Here is a 17,423-nt window from a genome sequence, read left to right as displayed (position 1 = left end):
AACTAGAAGATAAACACGGATAACAAAAAGAAAGATATATCATACTATACATCCATACAGAATAGGAATAGACATTTTCTTATTCACAAAAAAGAGACTGCATACTGCCAGTCTCTTTCATTCGCTATATTTGTTTATGATCCGATTATATCCACGACAACACCAATAAAGAATATGATCATGAAGAAAAGGAATGAGAAAACGAAGCCTTTTCCTGAATCAAGGATATCGTGATTCTTAGACTGTACATCTTTTTCAAATTCGTTCATAAAATCCCTCCTAGTCCATTATTTAGTATAAGTTAAACATAGAAAAAAATCCACTTCGATTTCAAATCTTCCTAAAATAATATGACTTACCTTTGTTAGCAAGACTTTACACCCATATAATTCTCTATTTAGGTCAATCTATAAGTACAGCAAATATCGCTTCCTTCGTAGTGTCCTAGGTCTGGGAAGGAAGCGTTGATATAGATTGCTTCATCTGGGGAATAGCGGTCCGGCTATTTCCCAGTTTTTTATTTTCTTTCTCTTGCCTTCCTCCATTTTTCCTTATACGATAATTGTATAGAATATGGAGTGAAAACAATGACTTATTTGGATACTATCAAAAAAATAAAAAAGAAGCAATTTTCTCCGGTATATTTACTACATGGAACGGAAGCTTTCCTGATGGAGAAGGTTAAAAAGCAGCTCATCAAACATGTTATGCCGAATGAGGATCGCGATACAAATATTTCTACATATGATTTAGAAGAGGTTTCGATTCAAGAGGTCATCTACGATGTGGAAACTTACCCATTTCTTGGGGAACGAAAGCTTATATTTGCAAACCAAGCATCCTTTCTTCAAACAAAACCGGATAAATCAGGGATTGAACATAATATTAACCTCTTACAATCGTACTTAAGTCAACCGGTTGATTTCTCTATTCTCGTTCTCATCGCACCATATGAAAAGCTTGATGAGAGAAAGAAAATTACAAAGCTGTTAAAGCAACACAGTGAGGTCGTGACGTGTGAACCTGTGAAAGAATGGGATTTGCATAAGTGGGTGAAGGATATCGCCCTACAGCTTAATGTTTATGTGGATGATCAAGCATTGCCACTATTCAGTCAAGAAATTGGTACAAACCTTTCGATGTTGGAGAAGGAGCTGGAAAAACTAGCCCTTTATGTGGGGGAGAACGGGAACATTACAAAAGATGTTGCGCAGCTTCTTTTATCTCGAAGTGCTGACACAACTGGTTTGCAGTTAGTCGATGCTGTGATTGAGAAAAATTTGAGTAAGGCGATTAGCATTTATAAAGACCTCGAAAAAGCAAAAGAGGATCCTATTGCTTTACTAGCTTTATTGGCTTCTCAATTCAGAACGATTACGCATGTGAAAGTGCTTAAGCAAAAAGGGTATTCTCAGCAACAAATGGCTCAGCAGCTCAAGGTACATCCTTATGTCATCAAGATATCTGCAAGCCGTGAAGCAAGCTTTCAAATGGATGAGCTTCGTAAGATATTAGATATTTTTGCCGAGACAGATGCCCGGATCAAACAGGGGAAGGTCGATAAACAACTTGCATTTGAAATACTTTTATACCAACTCATTCATATAAAAGCATCGATTGCCTAAGCAAGGGATTTCATCTCCCTTGCATTTTTATTAGGATCTTTTGCATACTTTGTTGCTTTCTTGCTATCGTAGCCGAATATCTTCTCGGAGGCGACCTCAAGCTGTGCTCGCGGATAGCGACTTCCGCAACGGAAATCAATCAAGTCTGCGTTTTTTGTTTTAATAGAAAATAAAAAACGACCCAGTGAATGGATCGTTTGTGTTGGTCATAAGTCATAAAAAGTTAAGCGGATAAATCGTTAACTTTTTTAGCTAGGCGAGATTTTTGACGATTGCCTTTGTTTTTGTGGATGATTCCTTTTTGAACTGCTTTGTCAATTTTGTGAGCAGCTACTTTAAATGCAGCTTTCGCATTTTCAACATCTTTGCTTTCTACTAAGCTTTCTACACGTTTAATTTGGGAACGCATATCCGTTTTAATAGAGATGTTATGTGCACGGTGGTCGTTGTTCACACGAACACGCTTGATCGCAGATTTAATATTTGCCATTTCTTTTCACCTCCAGAGTAAAACATCTACCTATAACAAAAGACATTTTACCAAAGTGTCCCTCTCTTTTCAATAGCAATCTATTCTGATAGAGGAAAAAAAGGAAATTCTACAAGTCCTTTTAGTATGTAATTCCTTCATGATGGAAACCCTAGGAATAAAAAAAGGGGGTCCTATCATAATGAACCAAGATGATAACCAATACCAGGTGCGAACCGACTTAGCTGTAGAAGCGAAGGACATGTATGTAGAGAAAGACAAAGAAAAAGAGGACCAAATAGAAGGGGTCTCTATTACAGACAAACGAGAAGGAGATATTGAAGTCACGTACGTACAAATCAATGCACAAGGGGCAGAAAAAATTGGAAAGAAGCCCGGAACTTACGTGACTTTACATAGTGAAGCGGTAAAAAAACAGGATACAAAAATGCAAGAGCAAACCGCCCGTGTATTAGCCAAGGAACTAACTAACCTTTTGAAAGCTAGTAACATTCCGTCAGAAGGGAAAGGGTTAGTGGTTGGACTAGGTAATTGGAACGTAACACCAGATGCTTTAGGACCAATGTCCATAGAAAAAGTAATGATCACGAGCCATTTATTTGAGTTACAACCACAGTCTGTGAAAGAAGGCTATCGACCTGTCTCTGCAATGACACCAGGTGTTATGGGGCTAACGGGGATAGAAACAAGCGATATTATTCATGGAGTCATTGAAAAAACAAAACCTGACTTCGTTATTGCGATTGATGCTTTAGCCTCTAGATCGATTGAACGCGTGAATGCAACGATTCAATTATCGGATTCTGGTATTCACCCAGGATCAGGTGTCGGAAATAAACGGAAAGAGATTAGCAAGGATACACTAGGTATTCCAGTCATTGCTCTTGGTGTACCTACCGTTGTGGATGCTGTAACGATTACAAGTGATACGATTGACTTTTTATTGAAGCACTTTGGAAGAGAGTGGAAGGAAAAGGATAGACCTTCCAAAGCGTTATCTCCTGCTGGTATGAGTTTTGGTAAAAAGACATTAACAGAAGAAGATTTACCAGACCCGGAGAAAAGAAAAGCTGTATTAGGAATGGTAGGGGAGCTAGATGAAGAAGAGAAACGTTCTCTTATTAAAGAAGTGTTAACTCCACTCGGACACAACCTCATGGTGACGCCGAAGGAAGTGGATAGCTACATGAAAGATATGGCGCATGTACTAGCGTCGGGCTTAAACGCGGCTCTTCATGAAAATGTCGATATGGACAATTTTGAATCCTATACGAGATAGGCTGAGACTTTGTAATTATTTTTAATTTCCTTGTAGGATTCGTTCTACTTTCTGTTATACGTTCATAGATTCTATTAAACATGATAGATAGAACGTAGAAAGGATGGAACGATGAACACAAATCCAAATACATCCCTAAACCAATTCATCAAACAGTCCAAGCCATGGTATAAAAAAGGAAGTCTTTTAATCATCAGTATAGGTTTATTATTTTTATTCATCGGAATCCTGACATCGATTAAACCGGCCTATCGGCTGTCTTCTAACACGATAAATGAATGGACAAGACAAATTGATGGAGCATCTTTTCTTTATTTTATGGGAATGGAAAACCGTTTGTTTGAAGAGGCATTTCCGGAATCCAAAGATCCATTAAGTGTCTCTAATCTTATGTTTCAAATGGCTACTAGTTTAAAGCCTAATGATCCGAGAACATTGTTAGGAAGAGAGCTTCCCGGTTTCGATGCCTACAATGGAAAAATCATTGTAGCAGGGGAAGGAACAGACTACACAAACCTTCCCATTGAATCCGCTGCACCTCTAGATGTTGTTTTGGAGGATCGCGAAGCAAAGATGCCGGAAGAAGAGGTGGAACAACCGCCTGAGCAATCGAATGATACAAACGGACAACCGACGACAGGTGACCGAAATGTAGTTTTTCTATATACGACTCATAACCGAGAATCCTTCTTACCACATTTACCAGAAGGAACGTCGAAGGATGAAGCTTATCACTCTGAGGTCAATATATCGAAAGTAAGTAATCGGTTAGCTTCGAGCTTGAAAAGCCAAGGGATAGGGTCACAAGTCGATCATACGGACTTCATGAATGTGTTAAACCAGAAGGGCTGGGAATATTGGCAGTCTTATACAGCTTCCAAGCCTATTGTAGAAGAAGCCCTAGCGACCAATAAGAACATTCAATATATATTTGACATCCATCGAGATTCACAAGGTAAGGAAGAAACTACAACGACTATTGACGGAAAAAGCTATGCTCGCTTCTTCTTTATTGTAGGAAGTGACAATCCAGATAACGAAACAAATCTGAAGTTAGCGACCGATTTACACAACAAGTTAAACGAGATGTACCCAGGCATAAGTCGAGGTGTAAAAACACAAGGCGGATCTGGATTTAACGGAGTGTACAACCAAGATTTATCTGATCAATCCGTTATTGTCGAGATTGGTGGAGTAGAAAATAACATGAAAGAACTCTACCGATCAGCGGACGCGTTAGCAAAAGTGTTTAGTGAGTACTACTGGCAAGCAGAAAAAGTACAAGGGAATCCATAGAGGTGAGAGAAGATGGTAAAAATGTTAATAGGTATGTTGATAATGGTTCTATTATTTCTAGGTGGCGTATTATTTGGCATCGATCAGGCTAGTGAAGGGGTAACGGAGATTCGTGGATATACAACTTCTTCTCTAAAAGAAGCGGTACAAACGGGTGAGAACAATCAAGAAGAATATCAAATCGAAGTAATGGGACAAGATTTCGAACAAGTTTCGGTCGAAGAAAAACAAGAGAAATTTGAAGAGATGGAATCTGAGCATATGACTCAAAAGATTGCTGGAGCTATGGAGCATAGTGTGAAATGGTTTTACAACGGTCTCGTTAAATCCGCTCATGAGATTGTGCAGACGTTCTTTTAGGTGTTTAAGCAGATAAGAAGTTCTTCCCAGTAAGATAAAGAAACATGTCAACAAACAGACCTGATCCAATTAGAAGAGTGAATCGAATTGGATTTGGTCTGTTTTTTTAGGAGGTAGAAAACCGGTTATTAGCATGTTATTAGAATGAAGGTACCATGATTACTGTGGCAATAGGTCCATTAATCTACTTCTTATGGGGGAAGGGGATGCAGGGAACAAATCGGACGAGGAGGATCTTCAGTTTGTCCGTTGAAAACGAGTAGGCCCACTGACCACCTCTCTATTTATAGCAATGGTCCCGTTGCTTCATTCTTTACGGAAGATTTTTGTGAAAAACAGGCTAGGATTGAATATACCCAGTTGTACTGCTATAATCAATCCTAGTAATAAAGGAATGTTAGCTTACTATGTATTTTGCTGGAGTGATCACCTTTGACGAATAGAAATCAGAATAGAGTGAGGAATTTTTCCATCATCGCCCATATTGATCATGGAAAATCCACCCTTGCCGATCGTATCTTAGAAAAAACACAAGCTCTTACGCAACGTGAGATGAAAGAACAGTTTTTGGATGCCATGGATTTGGAAAGAGAACGCGGGATCACCATTAAACTAAATGCTGTTCAATTAAAATATAAACGTGAAAATGATGGAGAGTACTTATTTCATCTTATTGATACACCGGGCCACGTCGACTTTACATATGAAGTATCGAGAAGTCTTGCTGCATGTGAAGGTGCGATATTAGTAGTCGATGCCGTGCAAGGGATAGAAGCCCAAACACTTGCTAACGTTTATTTGGCGATGGACAATGACTTAGAAATCATCCCTGTTATTAATAAAATCGATTTGCCGAGCGCGGATCCTGAGCGAGTGAAGCAAGAAATTGAAGACGTTCTAGGTATTGATGGAGATGAAGCGATCCTCGCTTCTGCGAAGGCAGGAATTGGAATCGAAGAAATATTAGAGCGTATCGTAGAAAAAGTTCCCGCACCGGCTGGGGACGCGGATGCACCATTAAAAGCACTAATTTTTGATTCCTTATATGATTCCTATCGTGGTGTTGTAGCCTACGTTTGTATTAAAGAAGGCTCTGTGAAAATTGGCGATAAAATCAAAATGATGGCAACAGGTAAAGAATTTGAAGTGAACGAAATTGGTGTGTTCAATCCAAAGCCTGTACCACAAAATGAATTAACTGTTGGAGATGTTGGGTATTTAACCGCCTCTATTAAAAACGTAGGAGATACAAGAGTTGGGGATACGATAACGTTAGCTCGCAACGCTGCAGATGAACCACTACCAGGATACCGTCGCCTCAATCCAATGGTCTTCTGTGGATTATATCCTGTAGATGCCAACAAATATAATGATTTAAGAGAAGCTTTAGAGCGCCTTGAATTAAATGACTCTTCCTTACAATATGAAGCGGAAACATCCCAAGCACTAGGTTTTGGTTTCCGTTGTGGTTTCCTTGGATTACTTCACATGGAAATCATTCAGGAGCGCATTGAACGAGAATTTAATATTGACTTAATTACGACCGCACCTAGTGTTATCTACGAAGTGGAATTAACCGATGGTGAAGTTATATCTGTTGATAACCCTTCCGTTATGCCAGATCCACAAAAAGTGGAAGAAATACGAGAGCCTTATGTAAAAGCATCTATTATGGTACCGAATGATTACGTCGGTGCTGTTATGGAGCTCTGTCAAAAGAAACGTGGAGATTTCATGGATATGCAGTATATGGACGAAGTTAGAGTGAATGTTGTCTATGAAATTCCGTTATCGGAAATCGTCTATGATTTCTTTGATCAACTGAAATCTCAAACAAAAGGCTATGCATCCTTTGATTACGAGTTGATTGGATATAAGAACTCCAAGCTTGTGAAAATGGATATTCTTTTAAATGGAGACACCATTGATGCCCTTTCTTTCATCGTGCATAAAGACTTCTCTTTTGAACGTGGAAAGCAAATCGTAGATAAGTTGAAGTCATTGATTCCTAGACAGCAATTTGAAGTTCCTGTTCAAGCCGCTGTAGGGAATAAAATTGTGGCTCGTTCAACGATTAAAGCAATGCGTAAAAACGTTCTTTCAAAATGTTACGGGGGAGACATTTCCCGTAAACGAAAATTGTTGGAGAAACAAAAAGAAGGTAAAAAACGAATGAAAATGGTAGGCTCTGTAGAAGTGCCTCAAGAAGCATTTATGGCTGTACTAAGAATGGACGACGAATAGAAAGCTAAAACCCTTGTCAGGAGTTGACAGGGGTTTTACTGATAGTACTACCAAAAGAAAAAAAGAAGAAAGGCAGTGGACATCATAATGGTCTCCTCCGTTTATATCCATATTCCATTTTGCCAGCAAATTTGTCACTATTGCGACTTTACGAAGTTTTTCTATGACGAGAAGTTAGCAAATGAATATTTGGAAGCACTCGAAAAAGAAATAGAAACGAATATAGATGAACCGAATAAATCCGTTCGAACGATCTTCGTGGGTGGTGGAACACCAACTGCTTTAACGCACAAACAGTTAGAGCGTCTTCTGAAACTTATATCGAAAAATTTCGATGTGGAAAATTGCTTGGAATATAGTTTTGAAGCAAATCCAGGTGATTTAGACCTTGAGAAAATTAAATTGCTAAAACATTATGGGGTACAACGTATTTCATTAGGTGTTCAAGTATTTGATGACAAAATGTTAGAAGAAATTGGCCGCGTTCATCGAGTGAAGGATGTTTATAATAATTTGGATTTATTATTCCAACAAGAATTACGGAATGTAAGTATTGATTTGATATATAGTCTTCCTCATCAAACCGTGGAGCATTTTGAAAGGACCTTAGAGGAAGCTTTGTCCTTCAACTTACCCCACTACTCGGCATATGCGTTGCAGATTGAACCGAAAACGATATTTTACAATAGATATCGAAAAGGAAAGCTTCACCGACCGAAAGAGGAAGAAGAAGTTCAAATGTTCGAATTACTCCGTAAAAAGATGATCGAGAACGGATTGAATCAGTACGAAATCAGTAATTTTGCGAAAAAAGGTATGGAAAGTAAGCACAATTTAACCTATTGGGATAACCAGCATTATTATGGCTTTGGTGCGGGTGCACACGGATATTTACCTGGGAAAAGAGTTGTTAATTTACGACCACTTCCTGCGTATGTGGAACAAGCACTCAAAAACGGAAAGCCTGTCTTACATGAAGAGCCTATCACACGAAAAGAACAAATAGAGGAAGAGATGTTTCTTGGACTGCGCAAGATAAAAGGAGTCTCCATTGCGTCCTTTGCACAAAAATATAACCAAGATCTTATTCAACTATACGGTTCAACTATTGATCGTTTGCAAGCAAAAGGATGGCTTCAAGTAAAAGGTGATGCGGTCCAATTAACCGAGGATGGCTTGTTGTTTGGTAATGAAGTATTCCAAGAGTTTTTGCTAGATGAATCTTCCTGAGCTTTCGCGTTGACAATAAAGTCCTGTTTTGATAATTTATTATTAGATTTAGCACTCATCGTTAAGGAGTGCTAACAGAGGTGATCATCGATGTTATCTAAGAGGCAATTGCAAGTGTTACAAGTCATTGTTGATGAATTCATCCAGACGGCTCAGCCGATAGGGTCGAGAGCCATTTCCAAAAGGGAAGAGGTAGAGTATAGCTCTGCCACCATCCGAAATGAAATGGCTGATTTAGAAGAGATGGGTTTTATTGAAAAAACGCACTCTTCCTCCGGTCGAGTTCCATCGGAAAAAGGCTATCGTTTTTATGTCGATCATTTAATATCTCCCTTTCACTTGTCTAATACTGACTTAGGAATTATCACAGACACTTTTGAAAAGGGAATGGTTGAATTTGAGCGTGTTGTGCAGAAGTCTGCGAAGGTGTTATCTGACTTAACCAATTATACGAGCATAATTTTGGGTCCTGAAGTGTTCGAAACAAAATTAAAGCAGCTGCAGATTATCAACTTAACCTCACTGTCTGCTGTAGCAATTCTGGTAACGAACACTGGACATGTCGAGCATCGTACCTTCTCGATTCCGAAAGAAATAAAGTCTGGTGATTTAGAAAAATTGGTGAACATCTTAAATGAACGACTCGCAGGAGTTCCAATTATAAAGCTACAGGATAAGCTCTATACCGAAATTGCAGATCTAGTTAGAGCTTATACGAATGATTATGAAACCGCCTATACGTATTTGAAGTCAGCTTTAATAGACCAACATCCGGTTAAGCTTTATATAGGTGGGAAAACGAATATCCTCATGCAACCAGAATTCAAGGATATTAACAAGATTAGATCCTTGTACTCGATCATTGAACAAGAAGAATACTTAGCAGAAGTGCTTCGTTCGAATAGGGAAGGGATAAAAATTTCGATTGGGCAAGAAAACGAAATTGTTGCCATGCAGGATTGCAGCTTAATCACAGCTACGTATTCTTTAGGAGATCAACAAGTTGGAACGATTGCATTATTAGGACCAACACGAATGGAATATTCTCGAGTCATATCTTTATTAGACGTATTATCAGGAAAACTTACAAAAACTTTTCATTCATGGTATGAGAAGGAATAAAAGAGGGTATAGCTTGTTATGGTGGGGAATTGTTATTTCCCATCCCTTCTTTTTGAGTTCATCCAGGTAGATTTAGGATGGATACTTAACGACTATCCCGGATAGGATGGGTTTATTTTCCTACCGTTTCGTGATATATTCAACCATGTTTGATTGGAATATTTGGAGGAGGTGACAGGAATGGAAGAAAAAGATCAAGTAAAAGAAACTACAGAAGAAAATCAACAAGAAGAAGTAGTAAATGCAGAACAAGAAGTAGTAGAAGAATCTGCAGAGACTGAAGAAGTGAATGAAGAGCTAGAAAAACTTAAGCAAGAAAAGGCGGAGTTAAACGATCGTTTCTCAAGAATGCAAGCGGAATATGATAATTTTCGTAAACGAACACAAAAAGAAAAAGAATCAGATCGTAAATATAAATCCCAAGCATTAGTCACAGAATTACTTCCTGTTGTCGACAACTTTGAACGAGCTCTTGCTGTTCACGAAGGCGATCAAGCTTCGGACGGCTTTGTAGAAGGGATTAAAATGGTCTATAAGCAACTAACGGATGCCTTAGAAAAAGAAGGCGTGGAAGTGATTGCTGCAGAAGGAGAAGCCTTTGACCCACATCTTCATCAAGCGGTTATGCAAGTAGAAGATGATCAGTATGAGGCTAATTCAGTGATTGAAGTGTTGCAAGCAGGCTACAAATTGAAAGATAAAGTGATTCGCCCAGCAATGGTAAAAGTAAATCAATAATTACATAATGGAAGCAAGGAGGATTTTGTCATGGGTAAAATTATCGGTATTGACTTAGGTACAACAAATTCATGTGTGGCAGTAATGGAAGGCGGAGAAGCAAAAGTAATTCCAAATCCTGAAGGAAATCGTACTAGTCCTTCCGTTGTCGCATTTAAAAACGGGGAAAGACAGGTTGGGGAAGTTGCAAAGCGCCAAGCAATTACAAACCCTAACACGATTCAATCTATTAAACGTCACATGGGTACTGACTACAACGTAGAGATTGAAGGAAAGGAATACACACCGCAAGAAGTATCCGCTATTATTCTACAGTATTTGAAATCTTATGCAGAAGATTATTTAGGGGAAAAGGTAGATAAAGCGGTTATTACCGTACCAGCTTATTTCAACGATGCAGAGCGCCAAGCAACGAAGGATGCTGGTAAAATTGCTGGTCTTGAAGTAGAGCGTATTATTAACGAGCCGACAGCTGCTGCTTTGGCCTATGGCATTGATAAGGATGAGCAAGATCAAACAATTCTTGTTTATGACTTAGGTGGCGGTACATTTGACGTATCTATCCTAGATATCGGTGATGGTACGTTTGAAGTAGTTGCAACTGCTGGGGACAACCGCCTAGGTGGGGATGACTTCGACCAAGTAGTTATCGATCACATGGTTGCTGAATTTAAAAAAGAAAATGGCATTGACTTGTCTAAAGATAAAATGGCCGTACAACGTTTAAAGGATGCTGCTGAAAAAGCCAAAAAAGATCTTTCTGGTGTCGCACAAACACAAATTTCTTTACCATTTATCACAGCTGGAGAAGCAGGGCCATTACACTTGGAAATGAATGTAACACGTGCGAAATTCGATGAGCTTTCCGCGGATTTAGTAGAAAGAACCATGGGACCTACCCGTAAAGCATTGCAAGATGCGGATATGTCAGCTAGTGATATTGATAAAGTGTTGCTTGTAGGTGGCTCAACTCGTATTCCTGCTGTTCAAGAGGCAATTAAGAAAGAAATCGGAAAAGAACCATCTAAAGGTGTAAACCCAGATGAAGTAGTAGCATTAGGTGCTGCAATCCAAGGTGGAGTGCTTCAAGGGGATGTAAAAGACGTCGTTCTACTTGACGTTACACCGTTATCTTTAGGTATCGAAACAATGGGAAGCGTATTTACGAAGTTAATCGAGCGTAATACAACGATTCCTACAAGTCATTCTCAAGTGTTTTCTACGGCAGCCGAAAACCAAACAGCTGTTGATATCCATGTTCTTCAAGGGGAGCGTGAAATGGCTGCTAACAACAAAACACTTGGACGTTTCCAATTGACGGACATTCCGCCAGCACCACGTGGAGTACCACAAATTGAAGTATCCTTTGATATTGATGCAAACGGTATTGTTAACGTCCGTGCGAAGGACTTAGGTACAAACAAAGAACAATCTATTACCATTAAGTCATCTTCTGGTTTATCAGATGATGAAGTAGAAAGAATGGTTAAAGAAGCAGAAGAAAATGCGGAAGATGATAAAAAACGTCGTGAAGAAGTTGAACTTCGTAACGAAGCAGATCAACTAATCTTCAGCACCGATAAAACCATTAAGGATCTTGGCGACAAAGTATCTGATGAAGACAAAGAAAAAGCAGAAACTGCTAAAGAAGAATTGAAGAAGGTACTAGAAGGTTCAGATATAGAAGAAATCAAACAAAAACGTGACGCTCTTCAAGAGCAAGTTCAAGCTCTTTCTGTAAAGCTTTATGAGCAAGCTCAAGCAGAAGCACAAGATGCTCAAGGTGAAGCTGGTGAAAAGAAAGATGACGATGTTGTTGATGCAGATTATGAAGAAGTAAATGACGAGGACGACAAAAAATAAGTTCATCCTTCACACAAAAGTCAAAGTCAGGATCCTCTTGACTTTGACTTTTTCTTTCTCAGCGACTATTTGCTACATATAAATAATTGCCGGGTAATGTTAAAAAGTGTTATGATTACACTTATGTTTAGATAGGGAGAACGTGATGATTTAGGAAATAAAAAGTCACATTTCTTATTGTGTTGAATAGATGAAAGTCATTGCAACCGGAATAAGAGAATGGGAGAGTGATTGTCAAGTGAGTAAGCGAGATTATTATGAGGTCCTTGGGCTTTCAAAGGATGCTTCTAAAGAGGAGATCAAAAAGGCTTACCGTAAGCTAGCCAGAAAATATCACCCTGACGTGAATAAGGAAGCAGATGCTTCTGATAAATTTAAGGAAGCGAAAGAAGCCTATGAAACTTTAAGCAATGAGCAAAAACGTAGTCAATACGACCAGTTTGGTCATGCCGGTCCGCAAAGCCAAGGTTTTGGAGGCTTTGGTGGAGCAGAAGACTTTGGAGGCTTCGGTGATATCTTTGATATGTTCTTCGGAGGTGGAGGTCGTCGTCGTGATCCGAACGCACCAAGACAAGGCGCGGATCTACAATACACGATGACCCTCGAATTTGAAGAAGCTATCTTTGGAAAAGATACGGACATTGAAATTCCAAAAGAAGAAACATGTGAAACGTGCTCTGGATCTGGTGCAAAACCAGGTACCAAGACAAAGACGTGTTCCCATTGTCATGGAACCGGTCAACTGAATACGGAACAAAATACGCCATTTGGCCGTGTGGTGAATAAACGCGTATGTCACCATTGTCAAGGTTCTGGAAAGGTCATTCCAGAAAAATGTAATACGTGCGGCGGGACTGGTACGGTGAAGAAACGTAAAAAAATCCATATCAATATTCCAGCAGGTATTGATGAAGGACAACAAATCAGGGTTTCTGGTCAAGGGGAACCCGGTGTAAATGGTGGTCCAGCTGGCGATTTATATGTTGTAGTTCGGGTAAAACCTCATGAGTTTTACGAGCGCGAAGGCGACAACATTTACTGTGAAATGCCAATTACTTTTGCTCAAGCGGCATTAGGCGATGAATTAGAAATCCCTACCGTGCACGGGAAAATTAAATTAAAGATTCCTGCAGGGACACAAACAGGAAAAGTATTCCGTTTAAAAGGAAAAGGTGTACCAAATGTTAGAGGGTATGGTCAAGGTGACCAGCACGTGAAAATCCGTGTTGTGACCCCAACTAACTTAAGTGATAGACAAAGAGAGCTGTTAAGAGAGTTTAATGATATCAGTGGCAATCAACCAGCGGATGAACACGAAGATTCTTTTTTTCAGCGGATGAAGCGAGCCATTAAAGGGGAGTAACCTTTTGCTTGTTGTGACCCATTTGGTAAATTCCAAAGGAAATGAGTTGATCTTTTGAAGTGGTCCGAAATATGTATTCATACGACAAACGAAGCGATTGAGCCCATATCTAATATCTTGCATGAGGCTGGTGCGAGTGGGGTAGTCATTGAAGATCCTACTGAATTAGATAAAGAACGGGAATCCCTATTTGGTGAAGTGTACGAATTAGACCCTAACGACTATCCAGAAGAAGGCGTTTATGTCAAAGCCTACTTAGCTGTGAACAGTTTTCTCGGGGAAACCGTGGAAGAAATTAAACAAGCTATCAATAATTTGCTCATCTATGATATCGATCTTGGACGTAATCATATTACGTTAAGTGAGGTTAATGAAGAGGAATGGGCAACAGCCTGGAAAAAATATTATAAGCCTGTTAAGATTTCTGAAAAAATTACGATTATCCCAACCTGGGAAGACTATCAGCCTGTTTTTAGTGATGAAATCATTATCGAATTAGACCCAGGAATGGCTTTTGGCACTGGAACACATCCGACAACGGTATTGAGTGTGCAGGCCTTGGAAAAAGTTATCCAAGAAGAAGATGTGGTCATTGATGTTGGTTCAGGTTCTGGTGTGTTAAGTATTGCCTCAGCATTATTAGGGGCAAAAGAGGTCTATGCTTATGATCTTGATGATGTTGCTGTAAAAAGTACAAAGATTAATGCAAAACTAAATAAAACAGAAGGTAAGATTTATTCGAAACAAAACAACTTGCTTGACCAAGTTGATGTCGAAGCGGATGTAATTGTTTCGAATATTCTTGCTGAAATTATCGTTCGTTTTGTAGATGATGCATATCGCTGTTTAAAACCAGGTGGGTTGTTTGTGACATCCGGCATCATTAATCAAAAAAAGAATCTAGTAAAAGAATCATTAGAAAATGCTGGTTTCGAGATACAAGAAGTGACCCAAATGGAAGACTGGATTGCCATAATTGCAAAGAAAAGGTAAGGAAGCAGGTGGCTAATGGTGCAGCGTTATTTTATAGCAAAAGAACACTGGATGGGCGACCATGTCCTTATCGAAGGAGAAGATGTTCATCATATTGTTCGCGTCATGCGGATGAAAGAAGGAGACAAGATTGTTTGTAACCAACCTAATGGGCGCGCAGCTGTTTGTCAGATTACTGAAAGATCAGAGCAAATGGTAAAAGCATCCATAGTGGAGTGGTTAGAACAAGAGTCTGAGATGCCTGTCCATGTTGCGATTGCACAAGGCTTGCCAAAAGGGGATAAGATGGAACTCGTTTTACAAAAAGGCACAGAGCTTGGCGCAAGCGAATTTATCCCGTTTCAAGCCGCCAGATCTGTCGTGAAATGGGATCCTAAAAAGATAAATAAGAAGTCAGACCGATATAAAAAAGTCGCAAAAGAAGCAAGTGAGCAAGCACATCGTACCGTAGTTCCACATGTAGAAACAGTGCTTTCTTTTAAGGAATTAATAAAACGGAGCGACGACTATGATGTGAAGTGGTTTGCTTATGAAGAAGAAGCAAAAGGGCCACAGAACCAAAAGCTAAGTGATTTGTTCCGAACTGTAAAAAATGGGCAAAGGATACTGGCTTGTATTGGACCTGAGGGAGGATATACAATAGAAGAGGTAAACCAACTAATAGAGCACGGCTTCACACCTATTCGCTTAGGTCCAAGAATACTTAGAACGGAAACAGCAGCTCTTTACTTATTAGCAGGTCTATCTTATCACTTTGAAGAATAGAGGTGACGAAATGCCTACAGTGGCTTTTCATACATTAGGATGTAAAGTAAACCATTATGAAACAGAAGGAATTTGGCAACGATTCAAAAACGAAGGATACGATCGAGTAGAGTTTGATCAAATTTCGGATGTATATGTCATTAACACGTGTACGGTTACGAACACAGGGGATAAAAAAAGCAGGCAAGTTATTCGTCGTGCCATCCGTAAAAATCCAGAAGCAGTTGTATGTGTAACAGGTTGTTATGCGCAAACTTCCCCTGGTGAAATTATGCAAATTCCCGGAGTAGATGTTGTCGTTGGTACTCAGGACCGTGGAAGAATGATTGAATACATCGAAGAACACCAAGAAACGAGAATGCCAATTAATGGTGTCTCCAACATTATGAAAAATAGAGTGTTCGAAGAAATGGATGTGCCAGCCTTTACAGATCGAACTCGTGCTTCCTTAAAGATTCAAGAAGGATGTAATAATTTCTGTACATTTTGTATCATTCCATGGGCTAGAGGCTTACTTCGTTCCCGTGATCCGGAAGATGTCTTAAACCAAGCACAAAAATTAGTAGATGCAGGATATAAAGAGATTGTATTAACGGGAATCCATACAGCAGGATATGGCGAAGATATGAAGGATTATAATTTCGCCAAATTGTTGCGTGAGTTGGAAACGAAAGTAGATGGGTTAAAACGAATTCGAATTTCATCTATTGAAGCTAGCCAAATCACCGACGAAGTAATTGACGTTTTGGATCAATCTGAAAAGATTGTGCGTCATCTTCACATCCCACTCCAGTCTGGATCTGATACGGTACTAAAGAGAATGCGACGTAAGTATTCCACAGATTTCTATCGTGCTCGTGTAGAGAAAATTAAAAAAGCTCTACCAGGTTTGGCCATTACATCCGATGTTATTGTCGGTTTTCCTGGAGAAACAGACGAAGAGTTCATGGAAACATATAACTTTGTGAAAGAAATCGGATATTCGGAGCTTCACGTATTTCCGTTTTCTAAACGTACAGGTACTCCAGCTGCTAGAATGGAAGATCAAGTGGATGATGATGTGAAAAATGAACGAGTTCATCGCCTAATCGAATTATCCAACCAACAAGCAAAAGAGTATGCTTCTCAGTATGAAGGAGAAGTGTTAGAGGTTATACCTGAAGAGAAAACGGAAGATAATGATAATGTGTATGTTGGCTATACGGACAATTATCTAAAAGTAAAATTAGAGGCTTCCGATGATATGATTGGAAAAATAGTACGAGTGAAAATCACAAAAGCTGGCTATCCATATAACGAAGGACAATTTGTTCGCGTAATGGATGAACCAGAAATCAAACAAAAAGTAATGTCATCCTAAGACCCGAGCAATCGGGTCTTTTTGATATCAACTCGAGACTGTGGATTGGCGCCACTCCAGAAATATAAATACATCTAGAGATCTTCGAGATTTTTCCTATAATATCAGCTATTTTAAAGTTGAAATTTGAAATAGGTTTTTTTGCTGAAATGGATTTGTAACACACTTGGATGTTAGTTCATAGTTGATATAAAATGCGACACAAGGGGTGAAGCTATTTGCCGGCGCTCCGGCAGAATACTCCGCTTTCCGCGGGCACGGCCTCAATCTCCTCGCGCTGTTCCGCTGGAGTCTCCGTATTCTGCCTACGCTCTAGTAAGGCTTTCCGATTTTTTAGATAGACCATTGCTAGAATAAAACCAAATTTTTTGAGGACATTTTTTTATAAAGCGCAAGAATTCTGTGGTGAAGGACCATATGTCACAAAGATGTCTATAACAAGGAGAGAAAGCATATTGCTCGCTTTATACGGCATGTTGATTGGAGTGGAGGGTAATCGACTCCTCGAAAATAAAGCTCAATTTTCTTCGTGCGATGTCTATTCTAAGAAGATTTCCTTGTCCTGCGGGAACAGCACGAGTTGAAGACCCCGCAGAAAAGCGAACTTTGCTTTTTGAGGAGGCTGAGACCGTGCCCGCGGAAAGCGATTACCCGCAACGGAAATCAGCATCGTACACACACCGAGCAGTCACAAA

General features: G+C 39.5%; 15 protein-coding genes. 13 read left to right on the top strand and 2 right to left on the bottom strand.

Going from position 1 to position 17,423, the window contains the following annotated elements; translation table 11 throughout:
- Positions 1 to 134: 134 nt before the first annotated feature.
- Complete coding sequence (locus KO561_RS11500; protein ID WP_231093396.1) at positions 135 to 269, bottom strand: YqzM family protein; 135 nt, start codon at positions 267 to 269, stop codon at positions 135 to 137.
- A 318-nt stretch (positions 270 to 587) separates the two neighbouring features.
- On the opposite strand from KO561_RS11500, the gene holA reads away from it, so the two are divergent.
- Positions 588 to 1,625 carry a DNA polymerase III subunit delta gene (gene holA / locus KO561_RS11495; RefSeq protein WP_231093395.1) on the top strand — a complete coding sequence of 346 codons (1,038 nt, stop codon included), beginning with the start codon at positions 588 to 590 and terminating at the stop codon, positions 1,623 to 1,625.
- 223 nt (positions 1,626 to 1,848) lie between these two features.
- Here the strand turns inward: holA and rpsT are convergent, their stop codons facing one another.
- Positions 1,849 to 2,115 carry a 30S ribosomal protein S20 gene (gene rpsT / locus KO561_RS11490; protein WP_231093394.1) on the bottom strand — a complete coding sequence of 89 codons (267 nt, stop codon included), beginning with the start codon at positions 2,113 to 2,115 and terminating at the stop codon, positions 1,849 to 1,851.
- Positions 2,116 to 2,296: 181 nt separating this feature from the next.
- Between rpsT and gpr the strand changes: the two genes are divergently transcribed.
- The 12 genes from gpr to mtaB all read left to right on the top strand — a co-directional run bounded on the left by gpr (position 2,297) and on the right by mtaB (position 16,728).
- The gene (gpr, locus tag KO561_RS11485) at positions 2,297 to 3,394 is read left to right on the top strand and encodes a GPR endopeptidase (RefSeq protein ID WP_231093393.1); all 1,098 of its coding nucleotides are present in this window, start codon (positions 2,297 to 2,299) and stop codon (positions 3,392 to 3,394) included.
- Positions 3,395 to 3,505: 111 nt separating this feature from the next.
- Positions 3,506 to 4,690: a stage II sporulation protein P gene (gene spoIIP, locus KO561_RS11480; RefSeq protein ID WP_231093392.1), complete on the top strand. Its 1,185-nt coding sequence runs from the start codon at positions 3,506 to 3,508 to the stop codon at positions 4,688 to 4,690.
- Positions 4,691 to 4,702: 12 nt separating this feature from the next.
- A complete protein-coding gene (locus KO561_RS11475) occupies positions 4,703 to 5,050 on the top strand; it encodes a DUF3679 domain-containing protein (protein ID WP_231093391.1) in 348 nt (115 codons plus the stop codon).
- 432 nt (positions 5,051 to 5,482) lie between these two features.
- Positions 5,483 to 7,294 (top strand): translation elongation factor 4, encoded by a 1,812-nt coding sequence (gene lepA, locus KO561_RS11470; protein ID WP_231093390.1) that lies wholly within the window; start codon positions 5,483 to 5,485, stop codon positions 7,292 to 7,294.
- Positions 7,295 to 7,381: 87 nt separating this feature from the next.
- Positions 7,382 to 8,524 (top strand): radical SAM family heme chaperone HemW, encoded by a 1,143-nt coding sequence (gene hemW, locus KO561_RS11465; RefSeq protein WP_231097119.1) that lies wholly within the window; start codon positions 7,382 to 7,384, stop codon positions 8,522 to 8,524.
- Positions 8,525 to 8,614: 90 nt separating this feature from the next.
- On the top strand, positions 8,615 to 9,646 hold the full coding sequence (hrcA, locus tag KO561_RS11460; RefSeq protein ID WP_231093389.1) for a heat-inducible transcriptional repressor HrcA: 1,032 nt from the start codon (positions 8,615 to 8,617) through the stop codon (positions 9,644 to 9,646).
- Between the two features lie 180 nt (positions 9,647 to 9,826).
- On the top strand, positions 9,827 to 10,384 hold the full coding sequence (gene grpE, locus KO561_RS11455) for a nucleotide exchange factor GrpE (protein ID WP_231093388.1): 558 nt from the start codon (positions 9,827 to 9,829) through the stop codon (positions 10,382 to 10,384).
- A 30-nt stretch (positions 10,385 to 10,414) separates the two neighbouring features.
- Complete coding sequence (gene dnaK / locus KO561_RS11450) at positions 10,415 to 12,247, top strand: molecular chaperone DnaK (protein ID WP_231093387.1); 1,833 nt, start codon at positions 10,415 to 10,417, stop codon at positions 12,245 to 12,247.
- Positions 12,248 to 12,485: 238 nt separating this feature from the next.
- A complete protein-coding gene (gene dnaJ, locus KO561_RS11445) occupies positions 12,486 to 13,610 on the top strand; it encodes a molecular chaperone DnaJ (protein ID WP_231093386.1) in 1,125 nt (374 codons plus the stop codon).
- Positions 13,611 to 13,664: 54 nt separating this feature from the next.
- The gene (gene prmA, locus KO561_RS11440) at positions 13,665 to 14,603 is read left to right on the top strand and encodes a 50S ribosomal protein L11 methyltransferase (protein WP_231093385.1); all 939 of its coding nucleotides are present in this window, start codon (positions 13,665 to 13,667) and stop codon (positions 14,601 to 14,603) included.
- 18 nt (positions 14,604 to 14,621) lie between these two features.
- The gene (locus KO561_RS11435) at positions 14,622 to 15,368 is read left to right on the top strand and encodes a 16S rRNA (uracil(1498)-N(3))-methyltransferase (protein WP_231097117.1); all 747 of its coding nucleotides are present in this window, start codon (positions 14,622 to 14,624) and stop codon (positions 15,366 to 15,368) included.
- A gap of 10 nt (positions 15,369 to 15,378) precedes the next feature.
- Positions 15,379 to 16,728 carry a tRNA (N(6)-L-threonylcarbamoyladenosine(37)-C(2))-methylthiotransferase MtaB gene (gene mtaB, locus KO561_RS11430; protein ID WP_231093384.1) on the top strand — a complete coding sequence of 450 codons (1,350 nt, stop codon included), beginning with the start codon at positions 15,379 to 15,381 and terminating at the stop codon, positions 16,726 to 16,728.
- The last annotated feature ends 695 nt before the right edge of the window (positions 16,729 to 17,423 follow it).

This window comes from Radiobacillus kanasensis (assembly GCF_021049245.1).
In the GTDB taxonomy this organism is placed as follows: Bacteria; Bacillota; Bacilli; order Bacillales; family Amphibacillaceae; genus Radiobacillus; species Radiobacillus kanasensis.
This window is presented reverse-complemented; position numbering and strand designations above follow the sequence as displayed.